At 64.2% G+C, this 16,589-nt stretch carries 13 protein-coding genes; 4 read left to right on the forward strand and 9 right to left on the reverse strand.

What is annotated here, in order from left to right:
* The first annotated feature begins 105 nt into the window (after positions 1 to 105).
* Entirely contained in the window at positions 106 to 2,499 is a 2,394-nt protein-coding gene (locus tag AC1DVS_RS01875; RefSeq protein ID WP_478019759.1) for a TonB-dependent receptor, read from the forward strand.
* A gap of 82 nt (positions 2,500 to 2,581) precedes the next feature.
* Positions 2,582 to 3,865, forward strand: coding sequence for a spinster family MFS transporter (locus AC1DVS_RS01880; RefSeq protein ID WP_478019761.1), 1,284 nt, complete (start codon positions 2,582 to 2,584; stop codon positions 3,863 to 3,865).
* A 524-nt stretch (positions 3,866 to 4,389) separates the two neighbouring features.
* Here AC1DVS_RS01880 and AC1DVS_RS01885 read toward each other — a convergent pair.
* The 8 genes from AC1DVS_RS01885 to rpmI form a co-directional block, all read right to left on the reverse strand.
* Positions 4,390 to 5,961 carry a peptide chain release factor 3 gene (locus AC1DVS_RS01885; RefSeq protein WP_478019763.1) on the reverse strand — a complete coding sequence of 524 codons (1,572 nt, stop codon included), beginning with the start codon at positions 5,959 to 5,961 and terminating at the stop codon, positions 4,390 to 4,392.
* A gap of 79 nt (positions 5,962 to 6,040) precedes the next feature.
* Complete coding sequence (locus AC1DVS_RS01890) at positions 6,041 to 6,913, reverse strand: aldose 1-epimerase family protein (protein ID WP_478019765.1); 873 nt, start codon at positions 6,911 to 6,913, stop codon at positions 6,041 to 6,043.
* Positions 6,914 to 7,315: a hypothetical protein gene (locus AC1DVS_RS01895; RefSeq protein ID WP_478019767.1), complete on the reverse strand. Its 402-nt coding sequence runs from the start codon at positions 7,313 to 7,315 to the stop codon at positions 6,914 to 6,916.
* The gene (gene pheT / locus AC1DVS_RS01900; protein ID WP_478019768.1) at positions 7,315 to 9,699 is read right to left on the reverse strand and encodes a phenylalanine--tRNA ligase subunit beta; all 2,385 of its coding nucleotides are present in this window, start codon (positions 9,697 to 9,699) and stop codon (positions 7,315 to 7,317) included. The genes AC1DVS_RS01895 and pheT overlap by 1 nt, the downstream gene beginning before the upstream one ends.
* Positions 9,696 to 10,775 carry a phenylalanine--tRNA ligase subunit alpha gene (gene pheS / locus AC1DVS_RS01905; protein WP_478019770.1) on the reverse strand — a complete coding sequence of 360 codons (1,080 nt, stop codon included), beginning with the start codon at positions 10,773 to 10,775 and terminating at the stop codon, positions 9,696 to 9,698. The genes pheT and pheS overlap by 4 nt, the downstream gene beginning before the upstream one ends.
* Positions 10,772 to 11,263 carry a GNAT family N-acetyltransferase gene (locus AC1DVS_RS01910; protein WP_478019771.1) on the reverse strand — a complete coding sequence of 164 codons (492 nt, stop codon included), beginning with the start codon at positions 11,261 to 11,263 and terminating at the stop codon, positions 10,772 to 10,774. Before AC1DVS_RS01910 ends, pheS begins: the two co-directional genes overlap by 4 nt.
* Before the next feature lie 73 nt (positions 11,264 to 11,336).
* The gene (gene rplT / locus AC1DVS_RS01915) at positions 11,337 to 11,702 is read right to left on the reverse strand and encodes a 50S ribosomal protein L20 (protein ID WP_478019773.1); all 366 of its coding nucleotides are present in this window, start codon (positions 11,700 to 11,702) and stop codon (positions 11,337 to 11,339) included.
* A 17-nt stretch (positions 11,703 to 11,719) separates the two neighbouring features.
* Positions 11,720 to 11,923 carry a 50S ribosomal protein L35 gene (rpmI, locus tag AC1DVS_RS01920; protein ID WP_478019774.1) on the reverse strand — a complete coding sequence of 68 codons (204 nt, stop codon included), beginning with the start codon at positions 11,921 to 11,923 and terminating at the stop codon, positions 11,720 to 11,722.
* A 193-nt stretch (positions 11,924 to 12,116) separates the two neighbouring features.
* On the opposite strand from rpmI, the gene AC1DVS_RS01925 reads away from it, so the two are divergent.
* Positions 12,117 to 14,297 (forward strand): AsmA family protein, encoded by a 2,181-nt coding sequence (locus AC1DVS_RS01925; RefSeq protein ID WP_478019776.1) that lies wholly within the window; start codon positions 12,117 to 12,119, stop codon positions 14,295 to 14,297.
* A 13-nt stretch (positions 14,298 to 14,310) separates the two neighbouring features.
* Here AC1DVS_RS01925 and hisN read toward each other — a convergent pair whose 3' ends face one another.
* Positions 14,311 to 15,093, reverse strand: coding sequence for a histidinol-phosphatase (gene hisN, locus AC1DVS_RS01930; RefSeq protein WP_478019778.1), 783 nt, complete (start codon positions 15,091 to 15,093; stop codon positions 14,311 to 14,313).
* Between the two features lie 96 nt (positions 15,094 to 15,189).
* On the opposite strand from hisN, the gene AC1DVS_RS01935 reads away from it, so the two are divergent.
* On the forward strand, positions 15,190 to 16,227 hold the full coding sequence (locus AC1DVS_RS01935; protein WP_478019779.1) for a phospholipase A: 1,038 nt from the start codon (positions 15,190 to 15,192) through the stop codon (positions 16,225 to 16,227).
* Positions 16,228 to 16,589: the final 362 nt, after the last annotated feature.

Genomic DNA, 16,589 nt, shown 5'->3' on the forward strand with positions numbered 1-16,589 from the left:
CCAAGTTGAAACCTGGTTCATGTTTCAGTATAGCGCCTTGGACTGGCGCACAACCCGGCTTGAAACCGGAACGCAATGAGCGGCGCCGCAGGAGGGGAGATCATCATGACACGCCTGAATTCCACGCGCGGCCTGCTCAAGGCGGGGCTTCACGCGGGCGCCGCGATCACCGCGCTGATGGCCGCGCCAGCCTTTGCGCAAGATGCCCCTGCCGTCGATTCGCAGGCCCAGGCCAACGCTGCTGAACAGGATGCGGCCAGCGGCGCCGGCGACATCGTCGTCACCGCGCGTCGGCGCTCGGAAAGCCTGTCCAAGGTTCCGATCGCGGTCACTGCCTTCACCGCCGAGAAGCTCGAGCGGATCGGCGCCGCCGACCTCACCGACATCCAGAACATCACCCCCAACACGACGCTGAAGGACGCGCGCGGCACCAACTCGACGCTCGCCGCCTTCATCCGCGGCGTCGGCCAGCAGGATCCGGTCCCGGGCTTCGAAGCCGGGATCGGCATCTATCTCGACGACGTTTATCTTAACCGCCCCCAGGCGGCTGTGCTCGATATCTATGATGTCGAGCGGATCGAGATCCTGCGCGGGCCGCAGGGCACGCTCTATGGCCGGAACACGATCGGCGGCGCGGTCAAATATGTGACGAAGAAGCTGCCCGACCATCTCGAGGTCAATCTCAAGGGCACCTACGGCTCCTATAACCAGGCCGACGGGATCGTCAGCGCCTCGACCCCGATCGGCGACATGCTCCGGGTCGGCGTCTCCGGGGCACGACTGACGCGCGACGGTTTCGGCAGGAACCTCAATCTCGGCATCGACAATTACAACAAGAGTGTCTGGGCCGGGCGCGGCACGGTCGAGTTCACTTCGCCCGATTCGCGGCTCTTCGTCCGCATCACCGGCGACTATACGCATGACACTTCGGCCCCCCGCAACGGCCATCGCCTGATCCCCGGCCTGCTCACCGGATCGCCGGTGCTCGCCAATGTCTATGACACCAATGCCGGGCTGGCCAATCCCAAGGAAGATATCTGGGCGGGCGGCCTCTCCATGTCGGTCAGTGCCGAGCTCACCGACCATCTGACGCTGCGCAGCATCAGCGCCTGGCGCAAGGACCGCTCCTACACGCCGATCGATTTCGATTCGACGCCGTCAGTGGATGTCGACGTGCCGGCGATCTACAAGAATTCGCAGACGAGCCAGGAATTCCAGCTGCTCTACAAGAGCGACAAGCTCAACGGCATTGTCGGATTCTACTATCTCGGCGCCAAGGCCTCGACCGGCTTCGATGTGCTGCTCTCGACGACTTTCCCGACTTTCGACGCCTATACCGCGGGCGATGTGCGCACTGAGACGAGCTCGATCTACGCTGATTTCACCTATGATTTCATTCCCGAGCTCAGCCTGTCGCTCGGCGGACGCTACACCTGGGACCAGCGCAGCTCCTATATCTTCAAGGCCAGCTATACCGGCGGCGTGACATCCGAATTCGGCGGCAACCCGACGCCCTTTGGCGCACCCTCGACCGATTTCCGCGGCGTCGCGAACTTCAAGAAATTCACGCCCCGGGCGTCGCTCAGCTTCAAGCCGAGCGAGAACCACATGATCTATGCGTCCTATTCGGAAGGCTTCAAGGGCGGCGGCTTCGATCCGCGCGGCTCGGGCACCTCGGCGCCAAAGCTCGCCACTGAAACGGTCCCGACATATCAGGAAATCTACAATTACCTGCGGTTCAAGCCGGAATCGGTGAAGAGCTACGAGATTGGCTGGAAGGGCGCAGTCTTCGACCGCCGCCTGACCTGGGCGCTCGACGGCTTCTATGCCGATTACAGCGATGTTCAGATTCCCGGATCGGTCGGCTGCATCATCGGCGGCGTCCAGTCCTTCTGCGGCATCACCACCAATGCCGCCAAGGCGAAGATCAAGGGCGTGGAACTCGAGACCAACGCCCAGCTGGCGCGCGACTTCGCCGGCTCGGGCTCGGCGATCAATTTCACCGGCACGCTTGGCTATATCGATGCCAAGTACAAAAGCTTCATCGGCCCCACCGGCACTGACGTCGCCAATGTCCGCGTTTTCCAGAACACGCCGAGCTGGACGATGTCGGGCACACTGGCGGCGATCCTGCCGGTCGGCCCAGGCTCGCTCAACGCCTCGACCGTGGTCTCCTATCGCAGCCTGACCCACCAGTTCGAGACGAAAAGCCCGTTCCTCGATCAGCCGGGCTATACGCTGCTGGATGCGCACCTGACCTACAGCTTCAGCGGCGGCAAATATTCGATCGGAGTGCACGGTAAGAACCTGACGGACGTGCGCTACAAGACTGCGGGCTATCAATATATCCGGACCGATATTGCCGGTAACCCGATCAATCTCGCAAACGCGCCGGTCCCGAATGGTCCTTATGTTCCGACCCTCGGCAAGGAGGGCATCGCCACCGCCTTTTACGGCAATCCGCGCCAGGTGTTCGGAACCTTCACCGCGAAGTTCTGAGGCACGAACCATCGTTATCGGCTAGGCAGCGCCGGGCGCCCCGCGAGAAGGGCGTCCGGCGTTTCGTTTTGAAGGCATCACCATGAGCAACGACACCGCCGCCAGCCCGATCCCTCCGCAAACCACCGGATCCGGCTATCGGGCTTTTGTGCTCGGGATGCTCCTGCTGGTCTACAGCTTCAACTTCCTCGACCGGCAGATCCTCGGCATCCTGGCCGGGCCGATCCGCGCCGATCTCAACCTCAGCAAGACCGAGTTCGGTGCGCTGGGCGGAATCGCCTTTGCCGTGCTTTATGCCGGGCTCGGCATCCCGCTCGCGCTGCTCGCCGACCGCACCAGCCGGAGCTGGGTGATTACGGGGTCGCTCGCGGTATGGAGCGGCTTCACCGCTTTGTGCGGCTACGCCACCAGCTTCAGCATGTTGTTCTGGTGCCGGCTTGGCGTGGGCGTCGGCGAGGCTGGCGGCGTTGCGCCGTCCTATGCCTTCATCGCCGATTATTTCCCGCCCAAAGAACGTGCTCGGGCGCTGGCGATCTATTCGCTCGGCATTCCGCTTGGTCTCGCGGCAGGAGCGCTGCTCGGCGGCTATATCGCGGCGACGGTCAACTGGCGGAGGGCATTTATCGTGCTCGGCCTGGCCGGCCTGATCCTGGCGCCAATCTTCCGGCTGACGGTGCGCGAGCCAGCGCGCGGCCTGTACGATAAACCGGTCCCCAAGGCACCGGCCAGCGCCGCCTTCGCCATCCTCGCGCGCAAGCCAAGCTTCTGGCTGCTCGCCCTCGGCGCCTCGATGAGCTCGCTCTGCGGCTATGGGCTGGCTCTGTGGCTGCCCTCGGTGCTCGCCACCACGCTGCATTTCGACCTGTTGACCCTGTCGCGCTTCATCGGCGCCCTGTTCCTGGTCGGAGGCTGTGCCGGCGTGTTCCTCGGCGGCTGGCTCGCCGACCGCCTCGGCCAGGCCGATCGCGGCGTCTATGCGAAGCTGCCGGCGATCGCGTTCATGATCACCGCGCCGCTGTTCGCGCTCGGCATCTCGACGCATTCGCCGGTCCTCGCCTTTCTTTTCCTGTTGCTGCCCAATGGCCTGAACATTCTCTGGCTCGGCCCGGTGACGACTGCTGTCCAGCACCTCGTTCCGGCGCCGATGCGCGCGACGGCCGCGGCAAGCTTCCTGCTGATCAACAACCTGATCGGCATCGGCGTCGGGCCGACCCTGATGGGCGTCGCCGCCGATATGATGACTCACCGCTTCGGCGGCGGCGACGCGCTTAAATATGCCACGTTAGGCGCGCTGGTTTTCTATCTCATCGCCGCGGTGCTGATGCTGCTGGCGGTGAAGCCGCTGCGCCGGGACTGGGTGGGCTGAAGGTGCCGAGCCCCGGAACGGCGCGGGCTTCGCGTTGATTCAACCGCGATCCGATTCGTCGCATTGTGCGAACCAGGCGGGGTATAAAAATCCTCGCTTCGCTCTTTCCCATGACGGTCGAAACCTCGGTGTTCCGCCTGTCCCTGTTCCTTCCCTGTTACGGGCGCGGCTCTCCCTGTTAATTCCAACATCTCTCCCTGTTATCTCCAACACGCCTCCCTGTTATTGAATAACAGGGAGAGCGTCACTCAAGCTATTGAATGAGCGCGCTAAATTTTCCGAAAAAGTCCAACAAAAGGGGCAAAATCGGGCCAAAAAATAAAATCTTCCCTGTTCTTTCCCTGTTAATTGCACGGAACAGGGAAAACCGCTCTGAATTCGGCCGTGACGTGCGACCAAACTGAATCGTCACCCCGGACGTGTTCCGGGGTCCACCGCGCCGCGAGTCAAAACTGTCTATGGGTGCGGCGCAGTGGATGCCGGAACAAGTCCGGCATGACGGCTAAACCTGATCGCGAATAACTCTACCGCTCGCGAGTCGCCGCGAATTTCACCTTGGGATAACGATCGGCAACATAGCCGACATCCCAGGCTGTCTTCGCCAGATAAACCGGGTTGCCGTCGCGGTCCTTGGCCATCGATGTCCGGTTGAGGTCCATGAAAGCCTTGAGGTCGGCCGGGTCAGCCGCCGACACCCAGCGCGCGGTATCGAACGGCGCCATCTCCAGCCCGGCATCCACCTTGTATTCGGCCTCGAGCCGCGACAGCAGCACCTCGAGCTGGAGCTGGCCGACCACACCGATGATCCAGTTCGAGCCGATCTCGGGATAGAAGACCTGGGTCACGCCCTCCTCGGCCATATCGTCGAGCGCCTTGCGCAACTGCTTGGTCTTGGTCGGGTCCTTGAGCGCGACGCGGCGCAGGATCTCGGGCGCGAAATTGGGCAGGCCGGTGAAGCGGATCGTCGCCTTTTCACTCAGCGTATCGCCGACCCGGAGCGTGCCGTGATTGGGGATGCCGATGATGTCGCCCGGAAATGCCTCATCGGCGAGCTCGCGGTTCTGCGCGAAGAACAGGATCGGCGAATGGATCGCGATCGGCTTGCCGTGGCCGGTCGGCGTCAGCTTCATGCCGCGTTTGAAAGTGCCGGAGCACAGCCGCATGAACGCGATCCGGTCACGGTGATTCGGGTCCATATTAGCCTGGACCTTGAACACGAAGCCAGTGACTTCGCCATGGTCGGGCGCAATCGGCTCTGGCTCGGCCGGCTGCGGGCGAGGTCCCGGCGCATGGGTGCCGAGCGCAGCGATCAGCTCTGCCACGCCGAAATCCTTGAGCGCCGAGCCGAAATAGACCGGGGTCAGGTCGCCGTGGCGATAAGCGGCGGCGTCGAATGTCGAATAGCCGCCCTGCGCGAGCTCGGCTTCGTCGCGCAAAAGGCGCAGGCCGTCCTCGGACAGAACCTTGTCCAGAGCCGGATCATCGAGCCCGGTGAACGCCTGGGATTTGCCCATGAACTCGCGCGACGGGCCTTCGGGCTGGCTCAGCGTGTTGGCGTAAAGGTCGTACACACCCTCGAAATCGCTGCCCATGCCGACTGGCCAGCTCATCGGGCAGACGTCGAGCTGCAGGATATCGGCAACCTCGTCGAGCAGTTCGAAGGCGCTGCGCCCCTCGCGATCGACCTTGTTGACGAAGGTAATGATCGGCACCGAGCGCAGCCGGCAGACCTCGAACAATTTGCGCGTCTGCGCCTCGATGCCGCGCGCGGCGTCGATCACCATCACCGCCGAATCGACTGCCGTCAGGGTGCGATACGTGTCTTCGGAAAAGTCCTCATGCCCCGGGGTGTCGAGCAGGTTGAAGGTCAACCCGTCCTTCTCGAAGGTCATCACCGATGACGTGACTGAGATGCCGCGCTGCTGCTCGATCTTCATCCAGTCAGAGCGGGCACGCCGGTTCTGGCCCCGCGCCTTCACCTCGCCGGCAAGATGGATCGCGCCGCCGAAATAGAGGAGCTTCTCGGTAAGCGTCGTCTTGCCCGCATCGGGGTGGGAGATGATCGCGAAGGTACGGCGGTCGGAAGGGGTGGTCATCAGGTCTCACTCGTCGCCCCGGCGGAGGCCGGGGCCGCTATGTTGCATCAGGCGCGCTGTGTCACGCGGCGCTGAAAGGTCAGGATTTCAAGGTGACGCTCATCGAGCAGGTCCAGTCGCAGCCCGGGGCGATCTCGAACACGCCCGGCTTGTCGCGGAACTCGCCGGTGAAGCCGACCGGATCGGCAATGCCATGCCAAGGTTCGACACAGACATAGTGTGCGCCCGGCCTGGTCCAGATGCCGAGCTTGGGCGTGTCGGGCAAAGCGATCTCAAGCTGCGGCCCTTCGGTCGCCCCATAGGTGACGGCTGAAGAATGGATCTTGTCCCACACCAGGGCATCGTCGACGAACAGATCGTCGCGCAGCGCAAGCACGCGGCCATCGAGCGGCGAAGCGCGCGTCTCGGCCGCGATCAGGCCGCCGCTGATCTCCTTCAGCCGCTCGGGCTCGTCAGCATTGAAGACGATGCGGTGCGCCTCGCGCGGCGCGCCATAAGGCAGCGGCCAGGCAAAGGCCGGGTGGAAGCCGAAACTCGCCGGCATCGCGGCATCGCCGTGATTCTCGATCCGTATGTCGATCGACAAGGTCGCGCCCTCGATCGTGAAGCTGACATAGAGCGCGAAAGCGAAGGGATAGACCGCCTGCGTCTCCTCATTGTCGGCCAGCCGAAACACAGCCCGCGCCGCCTCGTGCGACACCAGCTCGAACAGCTTGTGCCGCGCGAAACCATGCTGGCGCATCGCATACTCGGCACCGTCAATGCGGATGAAATCGCCGTTCGCCCGGCCGACCATCGGAAACAGGATCGGCGCATGCCCGGTCCACCAGCGCGGATCGGCATCGGTCATCAGCTCACGCCCTTGCGGGTCGCGGAGATGAGTCAGCTCGGCGCCCAGCGGATTGATCGCCGCCGAAAGGCCGGCCGAAGCGATGTCGATCAGGTCAGCCATTCAATCTTCCGAGATCGTCCGTGGCTGTGCCAATAGCCAGGTCTCGCCATCGTACCGATCCTCGAGGTCCTCGGCATATTGGATCAAGGTGCCGTCAGGGCATCCCAGTTCGGGCAGATGAAGCCGCAGCAGCGCCCGTGCACCATCGACATCGGTCGCGTCGACATCGCACACGCAGTAGAGGATCTCGCTTTCGCCATCCTCGTCTTCCTCGCTGAAAAGGGTCCCGCCGCCGACGCTGCACCCCAGCCCGGTCAGCCGCAATTCGGCATCGAGATGGATGCTGAAGCGATAATGGCGATCGAACGGGTCAAGGTCCCCCGGCACGATGACGGTCATATACTCGACATCGTCCGGGTCCTGCATCTTCTCGTGCAGACCTTCCAGGAAGCGGTCGATCATCACCCCCGCAGCACCGCCCCAAGCTTCGCTGCCGCCGCGACCACCTTGTCAGCCACTGCCTTCAGCTCCTCGTCAGTGAAGCTCTTTTCGCCTGGCTGGAGCGTGACTTCAAGCGCGAGGCTCTTCTGCCCCTCATCGACGCCGGCGCCGGTGAAAACATCGAACAGCCGCACAGCTGTGATCGCCGCCTTGTCCGCACCCTTCACAGCCCGGACAAGCGCATCAGCTGCAAGCTCGGCAGGAACGAGGAAGGCGAAGTCGCGACGCACCGCCTGCAGCGCTGGTGGCGCATGGGCCGGGCGCATGAAGCCAGTCGAGCGCTTGCCCGGCATCGCATCCAGATACAGCTCCACCGCCGCGACCGACCCGTCGAGATCATAAGCGCGTGCCGTAAGCGGATGAACCATGCCGAACGTCGCCAGCACTGTCTTCGGCCCGAGCCGGAGCGTGCCGGACTGGCCGGGATGCCAGGCCTCGCCAGCTTCCCCCATCACCTGCAGATTCTCGACCGGCGCGCCCGCAGCGGCGAGCAGCGCGAGCGCCTCGGCCTTGGCATCGAACGCATCGAAGGGCGCAGCCTTGCCCTGCTGCCAGCCCCGGGCGCGGCCTTCGCCGGCCAGCACCACGCCGAGCGTCGGGCGTTCAGCATCAGCGAGATAACGCCGGCCGATCTCGAACAGCCGCACACTCTGCACACCACGCTTGAGGTTGCGCGCAGCAGCCGCCAGCAATCCCGGCAGCAGCGAAGGCCGCATGACCTTGAGATCCTCGCTGATCGGGTTGGCGAGGCTCCACGCCCCGCCGCCGAACGGCGCTGCCTCGGCCTCGGACAGGAAGCTCCAGGTCACCGCCTCATTGAGTCCGCGTGCGGCTGCACTGCGACGGACGCGGCGTTCGAGCTTCTGCTCGGGTGTCGCGGTCGGCTTCGCCACCCCAGGCGCGCGCGCGAGCGGAACGGTGGGCACCTTGTCGATGCCCTCGATGCGGATCACTTCCTCGACCAGATCGGCAGAACCATCGACGTCACGACGCCAGCTCGGCACCGTCACGTTCCAGCCGCTATCGACGGCGAAGCCGAGGCGCTCCAGGATCGTCTTCTGCCGATCGGGCGCGATGGCGAGGCCGCCCAGTGTTTCGGCGCGGGCCGGATCATAGGCAATGCTCCGCGCCATCACCGGCGGAGTGCCCGCCCGCGTGATCGCACTGGGTGTGCCGCCGCAATGTTCGAGCACGAGATGAGTCGCGATCGCGAGCCCGTCGTCGAGAAACGCCGGATCAACCCCGCGCTCGAACCGCGTCCGTGCGTCGCTGGTCAGGCCGAGCTTCTGCCCGGTGCGGGCGATATGATCGGGATCGAAATAGGCGCATTCGATCAGCACATCGGTCGTCGTCTCCGACACGCCCGAATGCTCGCCGCCCATGATGCCGCCGATATCGTGCACCGCCGCATCATCGGCGATCACCGTCATGGTCGCATCAAGGCTGTAGGTCTTGCCGTTCAGGGCCAGAACCTGCTCGCCATCCTTCGCCCGCCGCGCGACGAGCCCGCCCTTCAGCGTCGCCCGGTCATAGACATGGAGCGGCCGGCCGAGATCGACCGAGACGAAGTTGGTGATGTCGACCAGAACCGAGATCGGCTTCTGCCCGATCGCAGTCAGCTTCCGGCTCATCCATGCCGGTGACGCACCATTGGTTACACCCGACACAGCCTGAGCGAAGAAAGCGGGGCAGCCCGCCGGATCCTCAGTGCGCACATCCGGCGCGGGATCGCCTCCCTCGACCGGCGCCAGCACCGTCATGCGATACGCCTCCGCGAGCGGCCTGAGCGTCCCCAGCCCGGCCGCCGCGAGATCGCGTGCGATACCGCGCACGCCCATGCAATCCTGCCGGTTGGGCGTGATCGCGACATCGATTACCGGATCGTTCAGACCCGCATAATCGGGATAGGCCGTGCCGATCGGCGCATCTGCGGGAAGCTCAATGATGCCGTCATGATCGTCGCCGAGCTCGAGCTCGCGGGTCGAGCACATCATACCGTTCGATTCGACGCCGCGGATCGCCGCAACCTTCAGCACCATGCCGTTGGAAGGCACGACGGCGCCCGGCAAACCGAACACGCCGACCAGCCCGGCGCGAGCGTTGGGCGCGCCGCACACGACCTGAAGCGGGCCGTCGCCGGCATCGACCGACAGGACCTGGAGCTTGTCCGCCTGGGGATGCGGCGCAGCGCTCAGCACCTTCGCCACCTTGAAGGCAGCAAGCTTCTCGCCCGGATTCTCGACACCCTCGACCTCGAGGCCGATCCGCGTCAGCGCCTCGACGATCGCATCGAGGCTCGCCTCGGTCTCGAGATGCTCCTTGAGCCAGCTCAGGGTGAACTTCATGCCCCGACTCCCCCGCTGAGCGTGGGCACATCGAGCGCCGAGAAGCCATAATGCTTCAGCCAGCGGATATCGCCGTCGAAGAAGGGCCTGAGATCGTCCATGCCATATTTGAGCATCGCCAGCCGGTCGATCCCGCAGCCGAACGCGAAGCCCTGCCACTCGTCGGGATCGAGCCCACAAGCGGCGATCACCTTCGGGTGGACCATGCCCGAGCCGAGCACCTCCATCCAGCCGTCCGATCCGCCGATCACGCGCTTGCCCTTCTCCATGGTGTAGCCGACATCGACCTCAGCCGAGGGCTCGGTGAAGGGGAAATAGCTCGGGCGGAGGCGCAGCACGACATCGTCGCGCTCGAAGAACGCCTTGAGGAAGGTCTCGAGCGTCCATTTGAGATGGCCGAGCGTGATACCCTTGTCGATCACCAGCCCCTCGACCTGATGGAACATCGGCGTGTGCGTCGCGTCGCTGTCCGAGCGATAGGTGCGCCCCGGCGCGATGATGCGGATCGGCGGCTTCTGGTTGAGCATCGTCCTGATCTGCACCGGCGAGGTATGGGTACGGAGCAACATCTTGCGCTCGTCCTCGGGTCTTTCCGGGAAATAGAAGGTATCGTGCATCGCCCGCGCCGGATGGCTTTCCGGAATGTTGAGCGCGGTGAAATTATGCCAGTCGTCCTCGATCTCCGGGCCGGTTGCGACCGCGAAGCCGAGATCGGCGAAAATCTCCGCGAGTTCGTCCATCACCTGGCTGACCGGGTGGATGCTGCCCATCTGGACGCCATCAGCAGGGAGCGTCATGTCGAGCGTCTCGCGGGCAAGGCGCGCATCGAGATCGGCACGGTCGAGCGCCGCCTTCTTGTCGGCGATCGCCGACGTCACTGCTTCCCGCAGCCCCTGGATACGCGGGCCTTCGGTCAAACGCTGTTCGGGCGACATACCGCCAAGCGTCTTGAGCAGGCCGGTGATGGTGCCCTGCTTGCCGAGCGCGCCCACACGTACCGTGTCGAGCGCCTCGAGCCCGCCCGACGCGGCGATGGCGGCGAGCAGATGGTCGCGCAACTGGTCGAGATCGGTCATGCAGCCCTCTTCTTGGTAAGGTCGATCGCCCAGGTAATGAGCGCGCCGTCCTCCGGATCGTCGCGCGTGCCGGTCCGGACAAAGCCGTTCTTTTCGAGCACGCGCTGCGAGCCCGGATTGTCCACGCTCGTCGCGGCGGTCAAGCCGGCATGTCCATCGGCGGCGAGGATTGGCAACAAAGCCGCGATCGCACAGGTCATCACGCCGCGTCCCTCATGGGCGGGAGCGACGCCATAGCCGATCTCGTAGCGGCCATCCTCTTCGCGTTTTGTGAAGCTGGTCATCCCGACCACGACGCCATCCTCGGCGATCAGCCAGGCGACCGGCTTGTCGGTGGCCGTGGCGACCTTAGCGGTAACGCCGCGCAGCATCGACGTCACCTCGGCCGGCGCGATGCCGCCCTCGCACTGAGCAAGGCCGCCGGCGCGCGATTGCTCGCCCAGGAGCCAGGCATAGTCGCGGTCAGTCATGGCGTGGAGCGTGATCATCAGGTCGAGTCCAACGAAAAGGGGCGCGGGTGGCATTCCACCCGCGCCCCAGATTTCGGTCGCTACAGGTCGCTCAGGCGGCCTGGGGCAGAGCCGCCTTCGCCTGCGCGATGATGGCGCTAAACGCAGCGCCTTCGTGCATGGCGATATCGGCCAGGACCTTCCGGTCCAGCTCGACACCGGCCAGCTTCAGGCCGTGCATGAAGACGCCGTAGGTGAGGCCCTCGACGCGGACAGCCGCGTTGATGCGCTGGATCCAGAGCGCCCGGAACGAGCGCTTCTTAACCTTGCGGTCGCGATAGGCGTATTGCCCGGCCTTTTCGACGGCCTGGCGGGCGATGCGGATCGTGTTCTTGCGACGGCCATAATAGCCCTTCGCCTGATCGAGGATCCGATTATGCTTGGCGCGGGTGGTTACACCCCGTTTTACGCGTGCCATTCTCTAATTCCTTCCGCTCAGCTGAGACCGTAAGGCGCCCAGGCCTTCACGGTTGCGGTGTCTGCCTTGGACAGGACCGAGGTGCCGCGGTTCTGGCGGATATATTTGCCGTTGTGGCTGATCAGCCGGTGGCGCTTGCCGGCGACGCCGTGCTTGAGCTTACCGGAAGCAGTGAGCGTGAAGCGCTTCTTCACGCCGCTCTTCGTCTTGAGTTTGGGCATTTTCGTCTCCTCATATTCGCGACGATCTATGAACGGCCACGGCAGCCCATACCGGCCGGGCAGTTCCTCTTACTCGCGGAAAGGCGGGCGCATAGCCGTGCCGGCGCGCAAATGCAACCTCATGCAATAGCGGGATTCGGAACCTGCCTCGCGCGCTGAGGGTTGAAACGCGATGGATTCACCGCGCGCCCCCATGACGCCGCCCGATACCGCCGACGATCTCCCACCCGAAACGCCGGCCGCGGCCGAATCGACTCAACCGCCCGGCGCCGAAGCGCCCGAGCCCGCAGTCACGCCGCGCCGGCTCTCCCGACCATGGCGAATCGCCCGCAACGTGGTGCTCGGCATCCTCGGCGCGATCGTCCTCGCTTGGCTGATCCTCTACATCACCAAGGGTCGCTTCCTGAAGCACCCGTTCGAACGGACCGTCGCCGCGATGACTCACCGCCAGGTGAAGGTGCCGGGCGACTTCCAGCTCTATTTCGATCCGATCAACATCCACTTCGTCGCTGAAGGGATGACGATCTCCAACCCTGCCTGGGCATCGAAGCCCAATTTGTTCGAGGCGAAGCGGATCGACACCCGCATCTCGACCTTCCCGCTGATCTTCGGCGATCGGCGGGTGAAGTGGCTCGACATGCTGAACGGGGCGGTCGATCTCGAATGGAGCAAGGACGGCAAGACCAATACCTGGACCTTCAGCGAGAAGAAGGGGAAGCCCTTCGAAATGCCGCTGATCCGCCAGGCGACGGTGGCCGGCACGACGCTGCGCTATATCGATCCGAAACTGCGGCTCTCGGTCGATCTCTCGTTCAAGACGATCAAGGCGACCGACACCCACTTCGCCAGCTCGATCCAGTTCACCGGGAAGGGGACCGAGCGCGACACGCCCTTCACCGTGAACGGCGAGATGCTGACGCCGAATGCAACCGTTGTCGGCGGCAAGAACCAGCTCACGCTGCACATCAACGCGGCGCGCACCGCAATCGACGTAGCCGGCACGCTCGACGCGCCGACCCGGATCGACGGCGCAGACCTGAAAGTGACTGCGCGCGGCAGGAACATCGCTGATCTGTTCAGCATCATCGGCGTCGCCGTGCCCGAAACGCGCGCGTATCGGCTCAATTCGGCGCTGACCAAGACAGGGGACGAATATCGCTTCACGCACCTGCGCGGCCATTTCGGTGACAGCGACATTGCCGGCAAGCTGACCGTCCGACTTCTCGAGCCTCGATTGAAGATCGACGCGGTGCTCGCCACCCGAACGCTCGACATCGTCGATATCGCGCCCTTCATCGGCTATAATCCCGATGCGGTCGCCGCCCAGGGGAAGGGCGCGATCGTCAAACAGGTCAACGGCACGCCGCGCCTGCTGCCGGATGCGCCGCTCCGGGTCGATGCACTCAGGAATTTCGATGCCGATCTTCATTACACGGTGCGCACGGTCCGGGCGAAGAAGCTGCCTGTTTCGAACATCGATCTGACGCTTGGCCTCGACAACAGCCTTTTGACGCTCTCGCCGCTAACCTTCGACATGGCGCGCGGGCATGTCTCGTCGGACATAAAGATCAACGCGCGGCGTCCGGTCGTCCACACCGATTACGACATCCGCCTGTCGCCAACGCCGATGGGCGTGCTGCTCGCCGGTTACGGCGTTGACGAGGCAGGCACGAGCGGCACCCTCAAGGCCCGGATCCAGCTTACCGGCGATGGCAACACAGTCCATGAATCGCTGTCGACCGCCAATGGTCGGATCGCGATCATCATGCCCGCCGGCAGTTTCTGGACCCGCAACGTCCAGCTGTCCGAACTCGACATCGGCACCTTCGTCCAGAAGATGTTCGAGCATAAGCTGAAAGAACCGGTGCAGATCAATTGCGGGCTGATCGCCTTCACCGTGCGCAACGGCATCGGCGCGGCTGATCCGATCCTGATCGACACGAAGAAGAATGTCGTCGTCGGGCGCGGCGGCTTCAGCTTCAAGAACGAATCACTCGATTTCGCGGTGCGCGCCGATGCCAAGACCTTCAGCCTGTTTTCGGCGCAGTCCCCAGTCGGCGTGACCGGCTATTTCGCCAAGCCGGGCATCGATGTGATCAGCCCCGACCTGATCGGCCGGGCAGGCGCCGGGCTCGGCCTGTCAGTGCTTGCTAGTCCGCTCGCCGGCATCCTCGCCTTTATCGATATCGGGGATGCAAAGAGCTCGCAATGCGGCCCGGTCCTGGCGGGCGCGACGGCGCGGGCGCAGCGCACCACCAAGGGCGAGCCCCGCGACGATGTCGGCCACGGCACCACCGCCAAGGCGGAAAGCGGCAAGAAATCTCCTGGAGAGCGCAAGGACCAGCGCAAGCGGTTCCTTGGGATCAAGCTTTGATCCCCAATTCTGCTTAGTGTCCCCGGCAGGCGAGCGCCTCGAGGATATCCTCGATCCGCGCCGGATCGCCCGCGGCGACCACTTCGCCGACGCTGTCGGCGGTGAGCGGATCGCCCGCCCAGTCGCACATCCGCCCGCCCGCGCCCTCGACGACCGGCACCAGCGCTGCGAAATCATGGAGCTTGAGGCCGTCCTCGACGACGATGTCGAGATAGCCCGAGGCGAGGCAGGCATAATTATAGCAATCGCCGCCCAGCACCGTGCTCATCACCGCGGCATCGAGATGCTCGAAGGCATGGAGCTGATCATCGCCGAACAGAGCCGGCGACGTCGTCGCTAGTAATGCCTGGGCAAGATCGGGGCAGCGCCGGGTCGAGGTGGGCGCGCCGTTGAACAAGGTCGGCCGCCCGATCACGCCAAGCCATCGCTCGCCGAGCACCGGCTGGTCGATGATCCCGAGCACCGGCCACCCATCGGCGACCAGCGCAATCAACGTGCCGAAGATCGGCCGGCCCGAGATGAACGCCCGCGTCCCATCGATCGGGTCGAGCACCCAGGCACGACCGCTGGTCCCCTCGCGCACGCCATATTCCTCGCCGATGATCGCATCGTCGGGGAAGCGCGCTTCGATCGCGGCGCGCATCGCCTGTTCCGCCGCGCGATCGGCGAGCGTGACCGGCGAGGCATCAGCCTTGGCCTCGAGCCCGTGCGGGCGGCGGAAATAAGGGCGGATCGCCGCACCGGCGAGGCCGGCAAGGGTTTCGGCGAAGGCGATCTCGGCATCGGTAACACGCATGACGCCCGCCTAACCGTCCCGTCCGGATACTGCCAGCCCGATCCGCCCGCTAATTTCGACTCGTCTCCGAAACATTGGCCTGCCATCACCGCGCCGATGCGCATCTTCACTCTCTCCGTGGGCGCGGCCATGCTTGCCTTTGCCGCTCCAGCCGCCGCCCAGCTCCGCCCGCTCGTCGAGCCCCCTGCTTCCGCCGAGGCAGCGAAACAGGGCGTTGACGTCTATCTGGTCAATGACGGCACCCAGCCCGCGACGCAGGCGCCAGCACCCGTAGAGATTCGGGCAGCTGACGGGACTCAGCTGACCCTGACGGCCGTTGCGGCCGATCCGGTGACGGTACAACCCGGTGCCTTCGCCAAGGTCCGGTACCGCCAGCTCGTCGAAACCGCGGCAGCCTCACCGGCGGTCGCCGCCAAGACCGAAACCATCACGGCCGATTCCTCAGGATCGTCGAGCGGCTTTCTCGATCGCCTGCGCCCCCATGAGCCGATTTATGGCGCGTTCGGCGCTGACGATGCCGGCGGCAAGCTTCAGCTGAGCTTCGCCTTCCGAGCACTCGGCAGGGCGGACGGCCCGAACCTCAATTTCGCTTATACCCAGACGATGTTCTGGGCACTCGAGAAACCGTCAGGACCATTCCGCACCACCAATTACAGCCCGGAATTGTTCGTCGATGTGCCGCTCGACCGCACGACTCTGCTCGGCTTCGGCTATCGCCACGACAGCAATGGCGGCGGGGTTACGAATTCAGTCGATATCAATCGCGCCTTTATCCGCGCCTCAAAGCGGGTCGCCCTGGGCGACGACTGGAATCTCGACCTCACGCCCCAGGCCTGGTTCTATTTCGGCGAGCACGGCATTGCCGACGATATCGCCCGCTATTGGGGCTATACCTCGCTCACCGCTTCGATCGGGCGCGCCGACAGTTTCAAGCTCGCGATCACCGGCCGCGGCAATCCCGGCACCGGCAAGGGCGCGGCCGAGGCATTCCTATCCTATCCGCTCAGCGGCATCTGGGATGGGCTGCCGCATGTCTATATCTTCGGCCAGGCCTTTACCGGCTATGGCGAGGCGCTGAGCGACTATAAGCGCAGCGCCACCCATGCGCGGCTCGGGATAGCCTTTACGCGCTGAGGCGAAACCTGGTTAAAATTGTGTGAGAGATTGCGCCAAAGATTGGTGAAAATTCCCAACCTCTTCCGCATTTCTTCAGCATATTTTTGATCCGCCAAATCCACAATGCAGCAATATCAATGCGTTGCTGGATTGGCACGCTCCCTGCAATCACCTTGGCATCGGCGGCCCGGATGGTCCGGATCGCCAAGTTCAGGGATTAATACCATGTCACTCCGTTTCGAAAATGCCCAGCGCCTCGCTTTCTCGGTCATCGCCGCATTCGCTTTCACCGTCGTGATGTTCAGCGCAGCGGTTTCCGTTGGCCCGGTCGCCTGACCGGGTCACACTCCAGGACATCCGAGAGACTCACCATGACCCGC

It is taken from the genome of Sphingomonas sp. P3_C5 (genome assembly GCF_056402635.1).

What these genes read in the sequence shown, in the direction of transcription:
- AC1DVS_RS01875 (WP_478019759.1), top strand. Translation starts at nt 106, where the DNA reads ATGACACGCCTGAATTCCACGCGCGGCCTGCTCAAGGCGGGGCTTCAC.
- AC1DVS_RS01880 (WP_478019761.1), top strand. Translation starts at nt 2,582, where the DNA reads ATGAGCAACGACACCGCCGCCAGCCCGATCCCTCCGCAAACCACCGGA.
- AC1DVS_RS01885 (WP_478019763.1), bottom strand. Translation starts at nt 5,961, where the DNA reads ATGACCACCCCTTCCGACCGCCGTACCTTCGCGATCATCTCCCACCCC.
- AC1DVS_RS01890 (WP_478019765.1), bottom strand. Translation starts at nt 6,913, where the DNA reads ATGGCTGACCTGATCGACATCGCTTCGGCCGGCCTTTCGGCGGCGATC.
- AC1DVS_RS01895 (WP_478019767.1), bottom strand. Translation starts at nt 7,315, where the DNA reads ATGATCGACCGCTTCCTGGAAGGTCTGCACGAGAAGATGCAGGACCCG.
- pheT (WP_478019768.1), bottom strand. Translation starts at nt 9,699, where the DNA reads ATGAAGTTCACCCTGAGCTGGCTCAAGGAGCATCTCGAGACCGAGGCG.
- pheS (WP_478019770.1), bottom strand. Translation starts at nt 10,775, where the DNA reads ATGACCGATCTCGACCAGTTGCGCGACCATCTGCTCGCCGCCATCGCC.
- AC1DVS_RS01910 (WP_478019771.1), bottom strand. Translation starts at nt 11,263, where the DNA reads ATGATCACGCTCCACGCCATGACTGACCGCGACTATGCCTGGCTCCTG.
- rplT (WP_478019773.1), bottom strand. Translation starts at nt 11,702, where the DNA reads ATGGCACGCGTAAAACGGGGTGTAACCACCCGCGCCAAGCATAATCGG.
- rpmI (WP_478019774.1), bottom strand. Translation starts at nt 11,923, where the DNA reads ATGCCCAAACTCAAGACGAAGAGCGGCGTGAAGAAGCGCTTCACGCTC.
- AC1DVS_RS01925 (WP_478019776.1), top strand. Translation starts at nt 12,117, where the DNA reads ATGACGCCGCCCGATACCGCCGACGATCTCCCACCCGAAACGCCGGCC.
- hisN (WP_478019778.1), bottom strand. Translation starts at nt 15,093, where the DNA reads ATGCGTGTTACCGATGCCGAGATCGCCTTCGCCGAAACCCTTGCCGGC.
- AC1DVS_RS01935 (WP_478019779.1), top strand. Translation starts at nt 15,190, where the DNA reads ATGCGCATCTTCACTCTCTCCGTGGGCGCGGCCATGCTTGCCTTTGCC.